This is a genomic window from Flagellimonas pacifica (genome assembly GCF_900215465.1).
Taxonomy (GTDB): Bacteria; Bacteroidota; Bacteroidia; order Flavobacteriales; family Flavobacteriaceae; genus Flagellimonas; species Flagellimonas pacifica.
On the sequence record NZ_OBEH01000002.1, the window covers coordinates 89,245 to 106,201 of the forward strand.

At 35.4% G+C, this 16,957-nt stretch carries 19 protein-coding genes; 16 read left to right on the forward strand and 3 right to left on the reverse strand.

The genetic code is table 11. The annotated features are described in order from the left end of the window. The first annotated feature begins 3 nt into the window (after window positions 1-3). The 7 genes from CRO15_RS06145 to CRO15_RS06175 all read left to right on the forward strand — a co-directional run bounded on the left by CRO15_RS06145 (window position 4) and on the right by CRO15_RS06175 (window position 6,569). Entirely contained in the window at window positions 4-930 is a 927-nt protein-coding gene (locus CRO15_RS06145; protein WP_097044943.1) for an aspartate carbamoyltransferase catalytic subunit, read from the forward strand. A gap of 1 nt (window position 931) precedes the next feature. Beyond that, window positions 932-1,264 carry a ribonuclease Z gene (locus CRO15_RS06150; RefSeq protein WP_097044944.1) on the forward strand — a complete coding sequence of 111 codons (333 nt, stop codon included), beginning with the start codon at window positions 932-934 and terminating at the stop codon, window positions 1,262-1,264. Window positions 1,265-1,354: 90 nt separating this feature from the next. Then, on the forward strand, window positions 1,355-2,260 hold the full coding sequence (locus CRO15_RS06155) for a ribonuclease Z (protein WP_097044945.1): 906 nt from the start codon (window positions 1,355-1,357) through the stop codon (window positions 2,258-2,260). Window positions 2,261-2,436: 176 nt separating this feature from the next. Continuing rightward, window positions 2,437-3,084, forward strand: coding sequence for a pyridoxamine 5'-phosphate oxidase (gene pdxH, locus CRO15_RS06160; protein WP_097044946.1), 648 nt, complete (start codon window positions 2,437-2,439; stop codon window positions 3,082-3,084). Window positions 3,085-3,106: 22 nt separating this feature from the next. Continuing rightward, window positions 3,107-3,598 (forward strand): SixA phosphatase family protein, encoded by a 492-nt coding sequence (locus CRO15_RS06165; protein ID WP_097044947.1) that lies wholly within the window; start codon window positions 3,107-3,109, stop codon window positions 3,596-3,598. Then, complete coding sequence (ppk1, locus tag CRO15_RS06170; RefSeq protein ID WP_097044948.1) at window positions 3,595-5,670, forward strand: polyphosphate kinase 1; 2,076 nt, start codon at window positions 3,595-3,597, stop codon at window positions 5,668-5,670. Before CRO15_RS06165 ends, ppk1 begins: the two co-directional genes overlap by 4 nt. Window positions 5,671-5,687: 17 nt before the next feature. After that, the gene (locus CRO15_RS06175; protein ID WP_097044949.1) at window positions 5,688-6,569 is read left to right on the forward strand and encodes a Ppx/GppA phosphatase family protein; all 882 of its coding nucleotides are present in this window, start codon (window positions 5,688-5,690) and stop codon (window positions 6,567-6,569) included. Window positions 6,570-6,573: 4 nt separating this feature from the next. Here the strand turns inward: CRO15_RS06175 and CRO15_RS06180 are convergent, their stop codons facing one another. Beyond that, the gene (locus CRO15_RS06180; RefSeq protein ID WP_097044950.1) at window positions 6,574-7,155 is read right to left on the reverse strand and encodes a MiaE family protein; all 582 of its coding nucleotides are present in this window, start codon (window positions 7,153-7,155) and stop codon (window positions 6,574-6,576) included. 283 nt (window positions 7,156-7,438) lie between these two features. On the opposite strand from CRO15_RS06180, the gene CRO15_RS06185 reads away from it, so the two are divergent. From CRO15_RS06185 to CRO15_RS06220, 8 genes are all read left to right on the forward strand, one after another. Then, window positions 7,439-9,184, forward strand: a complete 1,746-nt coding sequence (locus tag CRO15_RS06185; protein ID WP_097044951.1) for a helix-turn-helix domain-containing protein — start codon at window positions 7,439-7,441, stop codon at window positions 9,182-9,184. A 127-nt stretch (window positions 9,185-9,311) separates the two neighbouring features. After that, window positions 9,312-10,103, forward strand: a complete 792-nt coding sequence (locus tag CRO15_RS06190) for an alpha/beta fold hydrolase (protein WP_097044952.1) — start codon at window positions 9,312-9,314, stop codon at window positions 10,101-10,103. A gap of 39 nt (window positions 10,104-10,142) precedes the next feature. After that, a complete protein-coding gene (locus tag CRO15_RS06195) occupies window positions 10,143-10,826 on the forward strand; it encodes a M23 family metallopeptidase (protein ID WP_097044953.1) in 684 nt (227 codons plus the stop codon). Then, on the forward strand, window positions 10,816-11,337 hold the full coding sequence (locus CRO15_RS06200; RefSeq protein WP_097044954.1) for a DUF5004 domain-containing protein: 522 nt from the start codon (window positions 10,816-10,818) through the stop codon (window positions 11,335-11,337). Before CRO15_RS06195 ends, CRO15_RS06200 begins: the two co-directional genes overlap by 11 nt. Window positions 11,338-11,426: 89 nt before the next feature. Beyond that, window positions 11,427-11,615 (forward strand): hypothetical protein, encoded by a 189-nt coding sequence (locus CRO15_RS06205; protein ID WP_097044955.1) that lies wholly within the window; start codon window positions 11,427-11,429, stop codon window positions 11,613-11,615. Window positions 11,616-11,627: 12 nt separating this feature from the next. After that, entirely contained in the window at window positions 11,628-12,074 is a 447-nt protein-coding gene (locus CRO15_RS06210; RefSeq protein ID WP_133067217.1) for a MauE/DoxX family redox-associated membrane protein, read from the forward strand. Between the two features lie 72 nt (window positions 12,075-12,146). Beyond that, window positions 12,147-12,545 carry a hypothetical protein gene (locus tag CRO15_RS06215; RefSeq protein WP_097044957.1) on the forward strand — a complete coding sequence of 133 codons (399 nt, stop codon included), beginning with the start codon at window positions 12,147-12,149 and terminating at the stop codon, window positions 12,543-12,545. 89 nt (window positions 12,546-12,634) lie between these two features. Then, window positions 12,635-12,826 (forward strand): hypothetical protein, encoded by a 192-nt coding sequence (locus tag CRO15_RS06220; RefSeq protein WP_097044958.1) that lies wholly within the window; start codon window positions 12,635-12,637, stop codon window positions 12,824-12,826. 18 nt (window positions 12,827-12,844) lie between these two features. Here the strand turns inward: CRO15_RS06220 and CRO15_RS06225 are convergent, their stop codons facing one another. Both CRO15_RS06225 and CRO15_RS06230 read right to left on the reverse strand, forming a co-directional pair. Then, entirely contained in the window at window positions 12,845-14,035 is a 1,191-nt protein-coding gene (locus CRO15_RS06225) for an acyltransferase family protein (protein WP_097044959.1), read from the reverse strand. A gap of 121 nt (window positions 14,036-14,156) precedes the next feature. After that, a complete protein-coding gene (locus tag CRO15_RS06230) occupies window positions 14,157-15,317 on the reverse strand; it encodes a helix-turn-helix domain-containing protein (RefSeq protein WP_097044960.1) in 1,161 nt (386 codons plus the stop codon). A 505-nt stretch (window positions 15,318-15,822) separates the two neighbouring features. Between CRO15_RS06230 and CRO15_RS06235 the strand changes: the two genes are divergently transcribed. Continuing rightward, on the forward strand, window positions 15,823-16,851 hold the full coding sequence (locus CRO15_RS06235; RefSeq protein ID WP_207763830.1) for a gliding motility protein GldB-related protein: 1,029 nt from the start codon (window positions 15,823-15,825) through the stop codon (window positions 16,849-16,851). Window positions 16,852-16,957: the final 106 nt, after the last annotated feature.

A 16,957-nucleotide genomic window follows, 5' to 3' on the forward strand; every position in this document is an offset into this window, starting at 1 on the left:
ATAATGAGCGAATTAAGTGTAAACCACTTACTGGGAATAAAGTATCTGAACAAAAAAGATATAGAGCTCATTTTTGAAACTGCAGATCATTTTAAGGAAGTAATCAATCGTTCTATAAAAAAGGTTCCCTCACTAAGGGATATAACAATAGCGAATATCTTTTTTGAAAACAGTACCCGTACCAAACTCTCTTTTGAGCTTGCAGAAAAAAGACTCTCAGCGGATGTCATTAATTTTTCGGCCTCGCAATCCTCTGTAAAAAAGGGAGAAACACTAATTGACACTGTAAACAACATCCTTTCCATGAAAGTGGATATGGTGGTGATGAGACATCCCAACCCTGGAGCGGGCATTTTTCTTTCAAAACACGTTAAGGCTTCAATAATAAATGCAGGAGATGGGGCTCATGAACACCCTACACAAGCCTTGCTGGATTCGTATTCCATCCGCGAAAAATTAGGTGATGTGGGAGGTAAAAATGTGGTAATTGTTGGCGATATCCTACATTCCAGAGTTGCCTTATCCAATATTTTTGCCTTAAAACTGCAAGGGGCCAATGTAAAAGTATGTGGTCCCAAGACATTGATTCCCAAACATATTGAATCTTTAGGAGTTCAAGTAGAAACCAACCTTAAAAAGGCGTTGGAATGGTGTGACGTGGCCAATATGCTCCGAGTACAGAACGAGCGTATGGACATCAGTTACTTTCCAACAACACGAGAATATACCCAGCAGTTTGGTGTAAACAAACAATTATTGAACAGTTTGGACAAGCAGATTGTGATCATGCACCCTGGACCTATAAATAGGGGGGTGGAGATTACAAGTGACGTAGCAGACTCCAATCAATCCATAATTTTGGAACAAGTTGAAAATGGAGTCGCGATCCGCATGGCGGTAATTTATTTATTGGCATCAAAAATTAAGTAAAATGATTTTCGACAAAAAAGGAACAACAACCATTGTTTTCCAAGAAAAGATTTCACTTGCCACCTTCTTGGAAAATTTAAACAAAGCATACCCCAAGTTAAAACACGACAATATTATTGTAAACCTTTTTTCATTTAGCAAACTTACAGCTGGTGATGTTTTGGAGTTTTTGCAGATTTCAAACACGCATAAAACTTCCAATAAGTCTTTTGTTCTGGTCACCAATAAGGTTTCTTATGATGAAATACCAGATGAAATCAGTGTGGTTCCTACCATTCAAGAAGCAAAGGATATTATAGAAATGGAGGAAATTGAGCGGGATTTGGGAATTTAATATGCAAAGAAAAATGTTAAATGGAAAATTGAAAATGAATGGGTTTAGGAGCGTCTACCCCATAAACCATCAACTCTTCACCCATTCTAAATGAAATTAACCATTCTCGGTTGTTATTCAGCTACCCCCAGAACATTTACAAATCCTACTTCACAGGTTTTGGAGATTCGCAATCATCTTTTTTTGATAGACTGCGGAGAAGGCACCCAAGTGCAACTTAGAAAGAATAAGATTAAGTTTTCCAGAATCAAGCACATTTTTATTTCACACTTGCACGGAGACCATTTTTTTGGATTACCGGGGCTAATTTCCACTTTTAGGCTTTTGGGAAGGGAAACTGAAATGCATATTTATGGCCCAAAAGGAATCAAAGAGGCAATAACATTGTTCCTAAAACTAGGAGACTCATGGACCAATTTTCCGTTGATTTTTCATGAATTGAAATCCAAGGAATCTGAACTAATATTTGAGGACGAACAGGTAAGTGTTCATACTATTCCCTTAAAACATAGAATATACACTAACGGTTTCTTGTTCCAAGAAAAGCCATCGCCAAGAAAATTGGATATTGAGGCAGTTGCAGAACATAAAATTGATAGGAGTCAATATAACAATATAAAAAATGGAGCTGATGGAATCCTGGAAAGTGGTACCGTTGTTCCCAATGCAAGTTTAACAATAGATCCGCCAGACCCTAAAAGCTATGCTTTTTGCAGTGACACTGTATACAATGAGGACATTTTACCGCTCATAAAAAATGTAGATACACTTTATCATGAATCGACCTTTCTGGAAACAGAATCCAATTTGGGTGAAAAAACAAAACACTCTACGGCCAAACAAGCAGCACTGATTGCTCAAAAAGCTGATGTAGGTAGCCTTATTTTAGGGCATTATTCCACGCGGTACAAATCTATTGACCTTTTTAGGGAAGAGGCACTACAGGTCTTCTCAAACGTGGAATTGGCCGATGATGGAAAATCTTTTGAGATATAAAGTTTAAAATTCCCTTCGATACCATGAAATTGAAGAATATGTCTCCTCGAGTGCAGTCGAGAGGTTTTTCTGGGTCTCGATTGCGCTCGACCTGACCACTATTAAAACAAAAGGCCAGCAATCTTTTTAATCTCCATTCTTTTGCTGAAATTTGAAGAAGATTAGACAGTAGAACTATGCAAAAGGATCTGAGCAATTATCGCAAATCATATGAAAAAAGTGCGTTGACGGAGGATGCCATTAAAGAAAACCCATTGGAGCAATTTCAAAAATGGTTTTATGAAGTGGAGGCCACTGATGGTTTGGATGAACCCAATGCCATGACCATTTCTACCATTGGTTTAGATGGATTTCCTAAAAACAGAGTTGTTTTGATGAAAAAATATACCCATGAAGGGTTCATTTTCTATACCAACTACTTAAGTGAGAAAGGAAAGGCGCTAGAAAAGAATCCATCGGTATGCTTATCTTTTTTCTGGCCAAACCTTGAACGACAGATAATCATAAAAGGTAAGACTGAGAAAATTGCTGAAAACCTTTCAGATGGTTATTTTGAGTCTCGACCTTTGGGAAGTCAATTGGGGGCCATAGTTTCTGACCAAAGTGAGGTTATTGAATCTAGGGAAGTGTTGCAAGCGAAGCTGATGGCATTAGAAAAAGAACTTGAAGGAAAAGAAATTGAAAGGCCAGCACATTGGGGAGGTTATTTGGTAAGGCCAATTTCTTTGGAATTTTGGCAAGGTAGACCCAATCGACTTCATGATAGAATCCGGTATACCCTCCAGAAGGATTACAATTGGAAAATAGAGCGCCTTCAACCATAGGAGCTTAAAAACTATAGGCATTATGAAAACAATAACCTTGGTAAGGCATGGAAAATCCTCATGGGAATATGATGTTTCCGATAAGGATAGGCCTTTAAAAGAGAGAGGGATTAATGATGCCCATTTGGTGGCAAAAAAAGCCATAGAGAATGATTTTCAGGTAGATTTTGCCTATTCCAGTCCTGCCAATAGGGCTTTACATACTAGCATGATTTTTTTGAGAAACTTTAGTTTTGACTTTAACAAGTTTCAGGTAAGGGAAGAACTTTATGATTTTTCGGGACATAGCGTAGAAAATTTTATTACCGGCTTGGGAGATGAAATTGATTCCGTTCTAATTTTTGGGCACAATTATGCCTTCACATCACTTGCAAATACTTGGGGAGATCAGTATATTGACAATGTTCCTACCTCGGGTCTGGTGAAGATTAAGTTTAATGTGGATGTATGGTCCAAAATCTCAAAGGGAAGCACGGAACAGATAATTTTTCCTAAACATTTGAAGAATAAATGATTAAAGTCAAAAACGAATACGTAAACAGGGAAATCAGTTGGTTGCATTTTAATGCAAGGGTGCTTCAAGAGAGTGCAGATAAAAAGGTCCCTTTGATCGATCGTCTCCGATTTTTGGGGATTTTCAGCAATAATCTTGATGAATTTTTTAAGGTGAGGTATGCAACGGTAAAACGTATTGTGGATGCCGGTAAAAAAGGAAAAAGTGTTTTAGGGGGGGAGAAGGCTAAGGATTTGTTGGAAGAAATCACAAAGATTGTAATAGCCCAACAGGCCAGAAGCCTTGAAATTTTGCATAATATAGAGGAGGAACTGAAGGAGGAAAATATCTTTCTGATTGATGAAAATGAAGTAAGTGAAAGTCAAGCTGAGTTTGTAAGAGATTATTTTTTCAAAAAGGTTAACCAAGAGCTGATGACCATCATCTTGAACGACCTTACAGAGTTTCCGTTGTTAAAAGACACCGCTGCATATCTGGCTGTAAAAATGGTGATGAAGAATGATGAGCATTCTACTACCAACGGAAAAAACAGGTATGCATTGATAGAAATTCCTAAAGGGATTGACCGTTTTATTGTCCTTCCTAAGGAGGGGGATAAGAATTATATCATCATTTTGGATGACCTTATCAGGTTTTGCTTGGACAGTGTTTTTACTATGTTTGAGTTTGAGTCCATTTCAGCACACATGATAAAGATTACCAGAGATGCAGAACTGGATATTGATAATGATTTGACCAAGAGTTTTATTGAAAAAATATCTTCAAGTGTAGAGCACAGAAAAATAAGTGACCCAGTACGTTTTGTCTATGATAAGGAAATTGACAAGGATACGCTTCAGTTTTTGAAAGATAAAATGAACATTGTTGATACGGATAGTGTAATACCTGGGGGTAGATATCACAACAGGCGTGATTATATGGGATTCCCGAGTTTGGGAAGACAAGACCTCATGTACAAAAAGATAGAACCCCTTCCAGTTAAGGGCCTGAGTATGAAAGGAAGTCTTTTGGAGATGATTGCCCACAAAGATTATCTTATTTATACACCCTACCATACGTTCAGTTATGTTACCAAATTTTTACGGGAAGCTGCCCTTGACCCCAAGGTTAGAGCCATAAAAATTACTGTATATCGACTTGCCAATGATAGCCAGATAGCAAGGGCATTGATCAATGCCGTTAAAAATGGTAAGAAAGTAACTGTACAGATAGAGCTGCAAGCACGGTTTGATGAACAGGCCAATATTGAATATGCCAATCAGTTACAGGCAGAGGGAATTAACCTGATTTTTGGTGTTCCAGGACTCAAAGTACACAGCAAGATTTGTTTGGTTGAGCGTGAAGAAGCGGAAGGAATCAAAAGGTATGGTTTTATAAGTACTGGTAATTTTAATGAATCAACAGCAAAAATCTATACGGATTACACCTTGTTTACTGCTCACGAGGGGATTTTAAAGGAAATGGGAAGGGTCTTTGACTTTTTTGAGACCAACTATAAGATCAATAAGTACAAACACCTAGTGGTATCTCCACACTATACCAAATCAACTTTTATTAAACTAATTGATAATGAGATTGCCAATGCCTTAATGGGAAAAGAGGCATACATTAAAATAAAAATGAACAGCTTTACGTCTTATAAAATGGTAGATAAGCTATACGAGGCGAGTAAGGCTGGGGTTAAAATTCAACTTATTATCAGGGGAATATGTTGCCTTGTTCCCGGAGTTGAGGGGATGAGCGAAAATATTGAGGCCATAAGTATAGTTGATAAATTTTTGGAACACCCAAGATTATTCATTTTTGGTAATGGTGGTGACCCTAAAATCTATATCTCCTCTGCGGACTGGATGACAAGAAATCTTGATTTTAGAGTGGAAGTGGGTTGTCCTATTTATGATGAGAATATTAAACAGGAATTATTAGATACGTTTGACATTTCTTGGCAGGATAACCAAAAAGCACGGGTTTTTTCCGAGAAACAGGACAATGCGTACAGAGAGCGGAACGAGGACGAACTTGAATTACGTTCCCAATTCAAACTTTATGATTACTACCAGGAAAAGTTATAATCCTAAAAGCTTTTAGTTTGAAAATACGAAAGTTTGCCGCCATTGATATAGGGTCTAATGCCATTAGATTGTTGGTAAACAATGTTATAGAGCAAGAGGATAAGCCAACAGTTTTCAAAAAGAGCGAATTGATCAGGGTTCCTGTACGTTTGGGAGAAGACGCTTTTATTAAAGGTCAAATTTCTGATGAGAGTTTACAGCGATTAATCAAGAGTATGCAATCTTTTGATTTGCTAATGCAAGTCTATGGGGTTGAGAAATATATGGCTTGTGCCACATCGGCCCTACGGGAAGCCAAAAATGGTGGTGAGGTTGTTGAAAGAGTATTTCTCGAATCTGGTGTTAGGATTGAGATTATAAATGGAAAAAGAGAGGCTTCCATCATAGCTTCAACCGATTTGAAGAATCTTATTAAGAAAGACAGATCTTATTTATACGTAGATGTTGGTGGTGGTAGTACTGAGTTCACCATTTTCAGGCAAGGTGATTTATCGGAATCCAAATCCTTTAAGATAGGCACCGTCAGAATTTTGAATGATTTAGTTGATGAATCTGTATGGAATAAAGTACAGGAATGGATAGTCTCTCGTTTTCAGGATAACGGCAAAGTTGAAATCATTGGTTCAGGAGGAAACATCAACAAATTGCACAAAATGTCAGGCAGAAAAATGGAACAACCGCTATCTTTTATTTGGTTAAATGCCCAGTACCATTTTCTAAATAGCATGGATTATGATGACAGAATATCAGAATTAGGATTGAATCAGGATAGGGCTGATGTAATTATTCCAGCAGCTAAAATATTCTTGTCTGCAGCTAAGTGGAGCAGTGCTAAAAAAATACATGTTCCCAAAATTGGTTTGGCGGACGGAATGATCAAAACACTGTACTATCAATAAGAGATTAGCCGTGCATGGTCTCTTTTTTACCAAGACCTTTCATTAATTCTGCCTCATATTCAAGAAGTTGCTGCCATTTTTCATCCACAACCGTCCTTTCTCCATATTTACGGGCAAATTTTAGGAACATGGTATAATGGTTTGCTTCGCTGGCCATAAGCTTACCATAAAAATCTGCCAGTTCTTTATCGTTTATTTCTTCAGAAAGTAGCCTAAAGCGTTCACAACTACGTGCCTCTATCAATGCTGCATATAAAAGTTTATGGACAAGATGGGTCTCCCTACTACCTCCCTTGGGAAAGAACTTCATTAGCTCGATAACATATTCATCTTTACGCTCACGGCCCAAAATCCAACCACGCTCCAAAATCTTTTCATGTACCATGTTAAAATGCCCCATTTCTTCCCGAGAAAGAGCTATCATTTCCTTTACTAATTCAGATTTTTCTGGAAAACCAATGATAAGCGAAATGGCCATACTTGCTGCCTTTTGTTCACAATAAGCATGATCCGTTAATATTTCCTCTATGTTTTTTTCAACGATGTTGACCCATCTAGGATCTGTGGGTAGTTTAAGGCCTAGCATTTTTATTCAATTGTAATTTTTATTGCTGTAAAGATAAAAGTATTCCATGTAGAATACTTCTTTTGCGAATAGTTTAGAGTGTCCAATAGATGTCGAATGTCCCAAGAATATCAAAATGGTCTGAAAAGATATTAGTCTGTAAAGTTCTTTAATTGTAATATCAATTGAAGAAGAGTTAAAGTAAGGTTAGTTTTTACATGGATTGGCGGTTAAATTGCGGGTATAAAATTATCTTTATACTGTGCTAAACAACCTTTCAATAGCCGTACTTCCATTTAGAAACATGAGCTCTAACATTGAGAACGATTACTTTTGTGATGGTCTCACGGAAGAAATCATCAATGCATTGGCGAAAATTGATGGTTTAAAGGTAACATCACGTACTTCCTCTTTTTTCTTTAAGAACAAAGATGTTCCAGTCACTAAGATTGGAAAAGACCTTAATGTCTCCACTATTATTGAAGGAAGTGTTCGCTTATCCAATAATACTATTAGGATTACCGCTCAGTTAATTGAAGTCCAGAACGATTTTCATTTTTGGTCAGAAACTTGGGATAGAAAACTCGAGAATATTTTTGCTGTCCAGGATGATATCAGTTTGTTAATAGCTGATAGGATTAGGGAAAATTTTGGGCACTTTGACATCAAGGACAAATTGGTCAATAAACAAACAGATTATATTGAAGCTTACCAATTATACTTAAAAGGAAATTATCATTTTCAAAAATGGAACCCTGAAGATTTAGAACTATCCAAAAACTATTATACCAAAGCTTTGGAAATAGACTCTGAGCATGCACAGTCTAATTATGGTTTAGCACAATATTATGCAATGATGGCAGGTCTTGGCTTCTTACCAAAAGATGAAACATATAAGGAGGCCAGCAAATATGTAAATAAAGCTTTAAAGTTAAATCCTCAGCTTCCTGAAGCACATTACGGATTGGCAAGCATAAGTTATTGGTACGAATGGGATTTTAAAAAAACAGTCCAACATTTAAACAAAGCTTTAGAAGTAAACCCCAATTTTGCACCTGCATATATGCATTTTGCATTTCATTATTGCTCCTTAAAAAAGTTTGAGCAAGCCTTAGAGCATATTGAAATAGCTATTGGTTTAGACCCTTTATCGGCCGAAGTGTATTTTGCCAAGGGGTACATACATTATATTATGGAAGATTATGAAGCTTCCATAAAAGCTCTAGATATCTGTCTTGAATTAAATCCCATTAATTTATTGGCAATTATTATAAAAGCATGCTGTTGGTTATGTCAGGATAAAATACAGCTTGTAATAGCATATTTTAATTCGGAGTTGCCGGCAACAATAGATACTGCAACCAAATATGGTATGTTGGGTATTGCACATACTATTTTAAAGGACACTGAAAAACAAGAATATTATGTGGACTTATTGAATACGGAAATTGAAACCTCCAAAGCAGAAAGAGCACAATTCTTTATGTTCTTAATTTTGATTCATTCAGGAAAAAAGGAGCAAGCTTTTAATTGGTTAAGTGGCATTATTGATAGCAAACCAACCTTAATGTTGACATTGTTTGGCGACCCACTGTTGAATTCCGTTAAACATGACCCACTATACAAGAAAATTACGGATAAAGTGTTTTCATCAACATTTGCGGTAAAGGAAAAAACAGCTAAGAAAAAAGCCCTATTGACCAAGGAACAAAAAAATGAATATGCAAAAAAGCTAATAAGTTGCATGGAGCGGAAGTCATCATTTTTAAACCCTGATTTAACCTTAAAAAGTCTGGCTGCTCAGTTGGATATTCACCCAAATCAATTATCATGGTTGATTAATCATGAATTCGATAAAAATTTTAGTGAATTCATCAATCATTATAGGGTTGAAACTTTTAAACGTATTTCCAAGGACCCGAAAAACGCTCACATTACCCTAATTGGTTTGGCATATGAAAGTGGCTTCAATTCAAAAACTGTCTTTAATACCTTTTTCAAAAAAGAAACAGGAATGACCCCGTTGCAATACCTAAAACATTCCAGTTAAACAGCTTCCCTTCCCTTTAGCATTAGAATAATATTTACCACAAAATGTTGTTCGGATTTACAATTCGGAACCGTTTAGTAAATACTCCTGGATATTTTTGCCTCAATATTAATTCAACTTGAGTAAAATGAAAGTATCGAAGAGAATAAGTGTTTATATAAGTATAGTAAGCTTATTTGCAATTTCATGCAATAACGATGACGACCAAGTTTTAACGCCGTCAAATTTGGTCGATGTGGGCAACCATAAATTATATACAGAAACCGCCGGTGATGGAGAACATACCCTTGTTTTTGAATCAGGTCTTGGAGACAATTATGAAAGTTGGTTCAAATTGCTTGGTCTTGCAGAAACCCATCAGGTAATCGCATATAACAGGGCTGGATACGAACCCTCTGAAACTGCCACTAACGAAAGAAGCATTATTCAACTGGCAGCCGACCTACATCAAGTTATCTTGAGCAAATCAAAGAACAATCAGGTTATTCTTGTAGGTCATTCCTTAGGAGGCGCGGTTGTCAGATATTATACTGTACAACACCCAGAAATGGTAGAGGGTATTGTATTTGTTGATCCAAGTCATGAAGATTTTGAAGTGATGACCCAAGAGCAAGAAGATGACATGGTTCATTTTTTTAAAGGAGAAGGCCTTTTTCAAATTGCAAATGAAGCCGAACAATTTATTGAAAACTTTCAGGTTTTAGATCAACTATCTACATTACCAAATGTGCCAGTTGTTGTACTTACAAGTATTAAAGATCGTGAAGGGGAAGATGAAGAGCGTTGGATTAGTGCACATGCTACTCTTGGAGATAACCTTACCAATTTCACTCATATAACTACGGAGAATAGCGGTCATTACATCCAAGTGGAAGAACCACAGTTAGTTATAGATGCTATAGGAGCTGTACTTGAATAAGTTGTGCAATTAGAATTGTCAAAAAAATAGAATGATAAAATGAAAAAAATAATTAAGAGCTTAATCCTCTCGGGAATATTGGTTACAGTTTTCAGCTGTTCTAAAGAAATATTGAAGGAAGCAGATACTGCTTATTTAGAGTATCAAACTAAAACTGAATTAGAACTTCCTTTTAATGAAGAATGGTGGGTGTTTTGGGGAGGACGCAGTGTTGGAGAAAATTACCATACACTTTTAAGAGAGCAACGATTTGCTTTGGATATTGTTCAAAGAATAGATGGAAAAACTCATACTGGAAATGGGAAACAGAATCATGATTACTATTGTTTCGGAAAACGTTTAAATGCTCCAGGAGGTGGAAAAATTGTTGATGTTGTAAATGACATAGAAGACAATATTCCTGGTAAGTTTAACCAAGATTCTCCAACTGGTAACCGGGTTATTATTGACCATGAAAATGGAGAATTCTCAATCTTGGCTCATTTTAAGAAAGGGTCTATAATCGTGTCGGTTGGAGATGAGATCTTAAAAGGACAGGAATTGGGAAAAGCGGGCAACAGTGGGAACTCAAGCGAGCCACACCTTCATTATCACTTGCAAACCACAGCTGACCCATTTAATGGGGAAGGTTTACCAGCGCAATTCCAGAATTATTACGCAGACAAAGTTTTTGTAAAAAGAGGTGAGCCTGTAAAATCTCAAAGCATACGAAATGGTGATTAACCGAATCTATAAAATAAAAATTTTCTTACATCTTGTTTTTATAACACTATTTGTTTCCTGTTCTTCAGATGATTCTCCAATTGATGGACCTATGAATATTTATGGTACTTGGAACGTAGTAAGTTTTATAGCAAATGAACCTTTGTTTGATGTTAATGAAGATGGTATAAACACTACCCAACTTTTGGATGAACTGCCCTGTAGATATTCTGAATTGGTGCTCAATGCAGATTCTACGTTTTACCAAGAGAACAATACGTGGTCTTACAACGATGATTCAGATTCGTATGAGTGTACTGGTCAAAATGAGATTTCATCCATTAGTGGTACTTGGAGTGTTAATTCTAATTTTTCACTTTTATCATTGACTATTGAAGGTAACATAGCTTTTCTTGAAATAGATTTTGATGGTGCAACTTTACAATTTAACTCTAGCGAGGTATTCCTTGATAAAAATGCTCAAGGAGAGAAAAAGAATATTTACGGTAGAGCATTCTATAAAAGAAATTAGTGAGCACTTATTACTCAATAATTAAGGTAGAAATGAAATTAAAAAAGCAATCAAGGTTTTAATCAAGAATACACCAACAGCTATAAAATATGGATGTGCAAAAAAACTTAGAACAAGAAATTATTGAAAAACAACATCTCCTTAAATATTTAATGTTTGAGGAGATTAATGATGTTCATGTCGTATCTCTAAATGATGTATCAGGCTATATCATACTAAAAGGATATGGTAATACTGTAATTGAAGCCATTAATGATTTGCATAGTAATTTAATTTAAATGCCCTATATAATGAATACAAACAATTTAAAGAATATAGAAAGAATAGCTAGGATTTTTTTAATACTGTTGTTGCTTGTTGGAGCCGTATACAAACTATTAGATTTAGGTAATTTTGTGACTTATTATAGCGATTTATTTGCCAAAAGCTACGTTTTTAAGATTCCAACAGGTTTAACTAAGGCGTTGCTATATACCATGCCTTTTGTTGAACTATTAATAGGCCTTTGTTTATTGTTTTATAGAACAAGAACCATAGGTTTGTATGGATATCTAGTTTTTATCATGTTTATGATGTTGGGTGAGTATTTCATGGATAATTTTCACAACGTTAATGGCACTTTGGATTATATGTTCATGGGAATGCTTTGTATTTTGCTTCCTTCCCATAAGTCATTGTTTAAGAATGACAGCAAAAATGAAAAAGACCAGCAAAATTTAATTCGATTAAAAACTTAGTGGAAATACGATAACCATATTAGTCAATAATGACAATGTTTTTTAGGAATAAAAACTAACTTTGTTCAATCAATGCCTGATCAGAACACATATCAATTAAGAAGTTCAACAAGATGGTTGCTATCGGTGACCTTTTTGCTCAGTTTCTTTTCTTTTTCAGGCGATGCAGGACTTTCGTCTGTAAGGCTTACAAACAACCCTATTGAGCTTGTATCCGTATCAAAATCAGAAATTAACAAACGGACAACGGACTATAAAAATGCTGCTTCCCGGTCCAATGCTAGCAATATTTGTAATTTTTCCAAGAGCTGCGAGCTTTGTTCTTTAAGGGCATACAACCAACTTGAAAAAGTGAAGTTTAATAGCTATGCCAATCAAATTTACACTGTCGTCTTTGCTAGCTTGTTATATCAAGTAACAAGAATTCAACAAAACTCAAAAGAGTACCCTTCTCTCATAAACTTAGGATAAAATCTTGTCCTACCATCACTTTTTTCCTTTTACAAATTACTAAAACAAACTATTGCATCAAGTTTAATTGATGTGATCAATTTTAAAATATGATACGTTTCAAAAAAGCATTGAGATTGCTGGGGCTTTTTGTACTTGTAGTATTTGCTTCTATTGGAGTAGGTCTGAATGGGGGTGTACCACTTCCCACCTCTAGCAGAAAAAAAGATACCATAGAACTAGTTATGGAATCCAAAGAATCGGATGAAACTGAAACTGAAGAAACCGATGTAAAACAATAAATAACAAATGAGATGAGGTCATTTGTCAAATACTGGGGAACGCTCTAGTTGGTTCATTTGTGCAGTATCTTCTTTAGCCTTGCTTTTCATTCCAAATGCAATTCTTAGAACATTGACCTTTCGAATGACAAACCAATAGGAAAGGTAGATGGAAATCAATGAAAGTATAGTTATCAAAATTGCTTGCATCCCATATGATATTTCCCATTGTAAGACTACATGGCCTACAAAGATTAAAGCGGGCTGATGTAATAAATAAAAAGGATAAATGGCTTCATTCAGTACTTTTCTATATTTATAATCTTTGTTAAAATATTTCTTAAAGTAACCTATGGCTGTCAATCCGCAGGATAATGAAATAATCATTTCCGTGATTCCAAGGGTATAATCTTGAACCACTGAAGGTTTACCAAAAATGGATGGTAGTGAAAAGAGTATTAGGGTAAATGCAAGTGTTTGATATAAATACAATCTTCTGTCATTGGTTAGCGAAGTGATTAGTTTGTCACTTGTAAATAGGATAAAACCACTTAAAAAGAAAAGCAAATAGTAGGTGAAATAGGCCCAGTCATTATAAAGTGCGTGAGTACTATTTGGAAAATATTGTCTTAATATTACCTGTGATAAGATAATGATGGGCAATAACCAATTCAATCCCATTTTTTTGGTGACCAGGTTTATCATTTTACCCCTAACCATATTGTAGTGTCCGCTTTTGGTATAGTTCAAAAATGGTGCGATCAACAAAGAAATTATAAACAAATAGAGAATGAACCACAAGTGATGCCATGAGATGTTTCCAACTGGGTAGGGCCCACCATCAAATATGTGGGGAATGAAATCCCATAACGAATCATATACATCTATTCGTTCCACGTAGACCATCAAAGGAACCAGTGTAAAGAACCCAACCGTAAACGGAATGTACAACCTTCGAAATCGTTCCTTTACATATTGCCAGCTGGTTCGATGTCCGATGGCATAATAAGTACCAACTCCTGACACCAAAAACAATAAGGGCATTCGCCATAAGTGCAACCACCACATAATCGGATCTAAAAAAGCAAATGATTCCTTGCTGTTCACATGCCATTGCTCAGGCCTGAATATCATTCCAACATGGAAAAAGAAAACACTAATAATCAATGCAATTCTTAACCAATCAATAAAATATTTTCTATCTTTTTTTATGGTTTCTTGAGTTTTCATGACTGTTCGTTTTTTGATTTGGCCCAAAAGTATTAAGCGTTACAGCCCACAAACGAATTTCCCGATAGGTAAGGTGTTCGAGTTTATAAGGAAGAACTAATATTTATTGATAATCAGGTGCTTACGAATCTCTAAAAGAAGACGGTGTATATGCAGTAATTTTCTTAAAAGCAGTATTAAAAGCCGATTTTGAGTTATAGCCAACCCGTTCGGCCACCTCTTCAATGGTTAATTTCTTTCCCATTTCCGTGTTCAATATTCTTTTGGCCTCTTTCACTCTATAAGAAGCTAAAAGTTCGAAGAAAGAGAGTCCCAATTTTTCATTAATCACCTGAGAAACGTGATGGGAACTTTCATTTATTGATTTTGCCAATCCAGATAACGAGGCAGTGCTACTTAAAAAGTACTTCTCATTTTTCATCTGGTTTGAAATGGCTTCCATGATGATGGCTTTGTCTTCATTTGCCAAGGATGATTTTTTATATTTCAACACAGGCCCTTCCAAAAACGAAGATGTTTGTAAGTAATAGGATGAAGCGTTCATAAGGTCATAAGAAGTCAAGAAAATCATAAAACAGATGTACAGGAAAATCAGGTGATCTCCAACATCACTTTGGTAAGTTGACTTTACAAAAACAAGAATTAGGGTTACTATCAAAAAATGGCAGAAAGAATTTCTAATGGAACGCAGATCTTTATCCTGGGTGTTGAACACGGTTTCTCCTTTTGTGCGCAGGGCCAAAAGCAACCTTCTTGAAAGGATTATATTGTAAACGATGATATGGATAATGGTTGCAAGGTTTACATAGTTTCGAAGTCCTTGGGGATCCCCTCTATTTGGAATAGTTGTTTGAATAGGTGGAATATCCAAATTCATCACTGCAAGATTGTCATTGTACTTAAAAACATCTGCTTGCATAAAGAAGAACATACAGTAGAGCAACCATAGTGCAAATGGGATAAAATGTAGCCAATCTCGCTTTGTTCTTTTATCACCCAACTGTGACGACATGAATAAATAAATGACCGGAGCAATAGCAAAATTTAATGGCTCTGAAAAATTGGTCAGGACTAGTACTTTAAAGATGTAGCCAGTATAATTCAACCACCCTTCAAGCATGATGAGCGACAAAATCAAGAATAAAAACCCCATAAAAAAATTGGGAGATTTTGTCTTTATTGATTTTTTAATAAGAAAATAGGATAAGTAAATACCCAAAAACACACCAAAAATCAATATCTGGGAAATAAGATTTACTCTAATGGGTATTTCTTCCACCATATTTAAATGTAAACATAAATTATAAAAAGAGACAGGGGCAGTTGGTATAAAAATAAGATCTCAATTTTCTAGATGCAGTATAGGATTCCTGATAGGTTGAATGAAACGATGTAAATATTGAAAGGGACAGAGAAACTTTGAATTTGAAACTTCATCAACAAAAAAACAAAACCAGGGTATTGTGAATGTTTATCTTATTGTTATGCTAAATAGCATTAAAAAATAATTGTTACCTATATCAATTATGGCTTTTTAATTTAACTATAACGCCACTGAGTTTATTCGGACATGTAAATTTATTAGACATCAATTGTATAAAAACTTGACATAAAAAGTCTTTTTTGCGACGCTGTAATAACTAAAGCATTGATTTTTAAGCATCTAGTTTTTTGGCATAATCATAGATTAAAATAATACGCCGTTGTTGTTACGTAAGCGGATCTATAACAAAGTCTACGTGCTTGATAAACTCCAAAACCTAAAAAGTTAAGTAAAACATATTACCATGAAAAACATATTATGGATATTAAACATAGGAGTCTTTTTGTTCTTAATGTCTTGTAAAGAGACCAAAAAGGTGAGTGTAAATTCTGATATTGAGTTTATTGAAAAAATCAAGAAAATATCAGATAGTGTAAAAGTGGAAGGAATAGTAATAAAGAATCTTTTCAAAAGTCAAATTTTGGCTCACCATGGGACAGAATATGATAGTATGATGATTATTGAAAAGGTCTATAGACCCCACCAAAAATTATGGGACAACTGTTACGGAATGATTTTTGGCGAGGAAAACAGTTCCAAATTCAACACAACTAAGGGAATGGTAGAATGGAATCAAACCCTATATCCAGAAAATAAAAGTTTTTTTGATCAAAGAGCTGAAATGCTTATCAATATGAATATTGATTCTATTTTGAAAAAAAACCTTACCAGATTCAATGAACTAGTTCCTCATAAGACTGAAGCTACAATAAGTATATTATTCACTCCCATGTTGGGAATATTGTTTGGAGGTTGTGAGAATGACCAATTTTGTATTGAACTAAATTATGAGGTCGAAGATATGGGCTATATTGTGGAAAAGGCCATCCCTCATGAGCTAAACCACCTTGCATATGAGCCATTAAGAGAGAATGACCCGGATAGGAAAACTGCATTGAGTCAGACAATTGACGAAGGATTTGCCTGCTATTTTACGTGGCTTTTTTTTAATGGACAAATTGCAAAGCATGAGGCGATCGAAAATATGAGTAAAACTGATTGGGATTGGTATTTGGCCAACGAAAAGAAGTTATACAATGAATTAAAACCTTACTTTGCAGATGAGAGTGGTGAAAATCCGTTGTTGAGAAATGATAAAATTCAATTGTTCAAGGATGCGCCTAAAAGCCTAAATTATTGGCTTGGATTCCGAATTATTGAAAAGTATGTAGAAAACAATGGCGTGGATAGTTGGAAAGATATTTATGAAAAGGATGTTAATAGGGTACTTAAAGAAAGTAAATACGAGGACTTTATTAATACCCTGAATTAAGATCATTTGTTCGGTTATAATTACCAAATGAATCTTTTTGAAGTTTCATGTATGAAGTACTACTACTTGTATTGAAGGTGATTAAACTTATATAAACATTTGAACA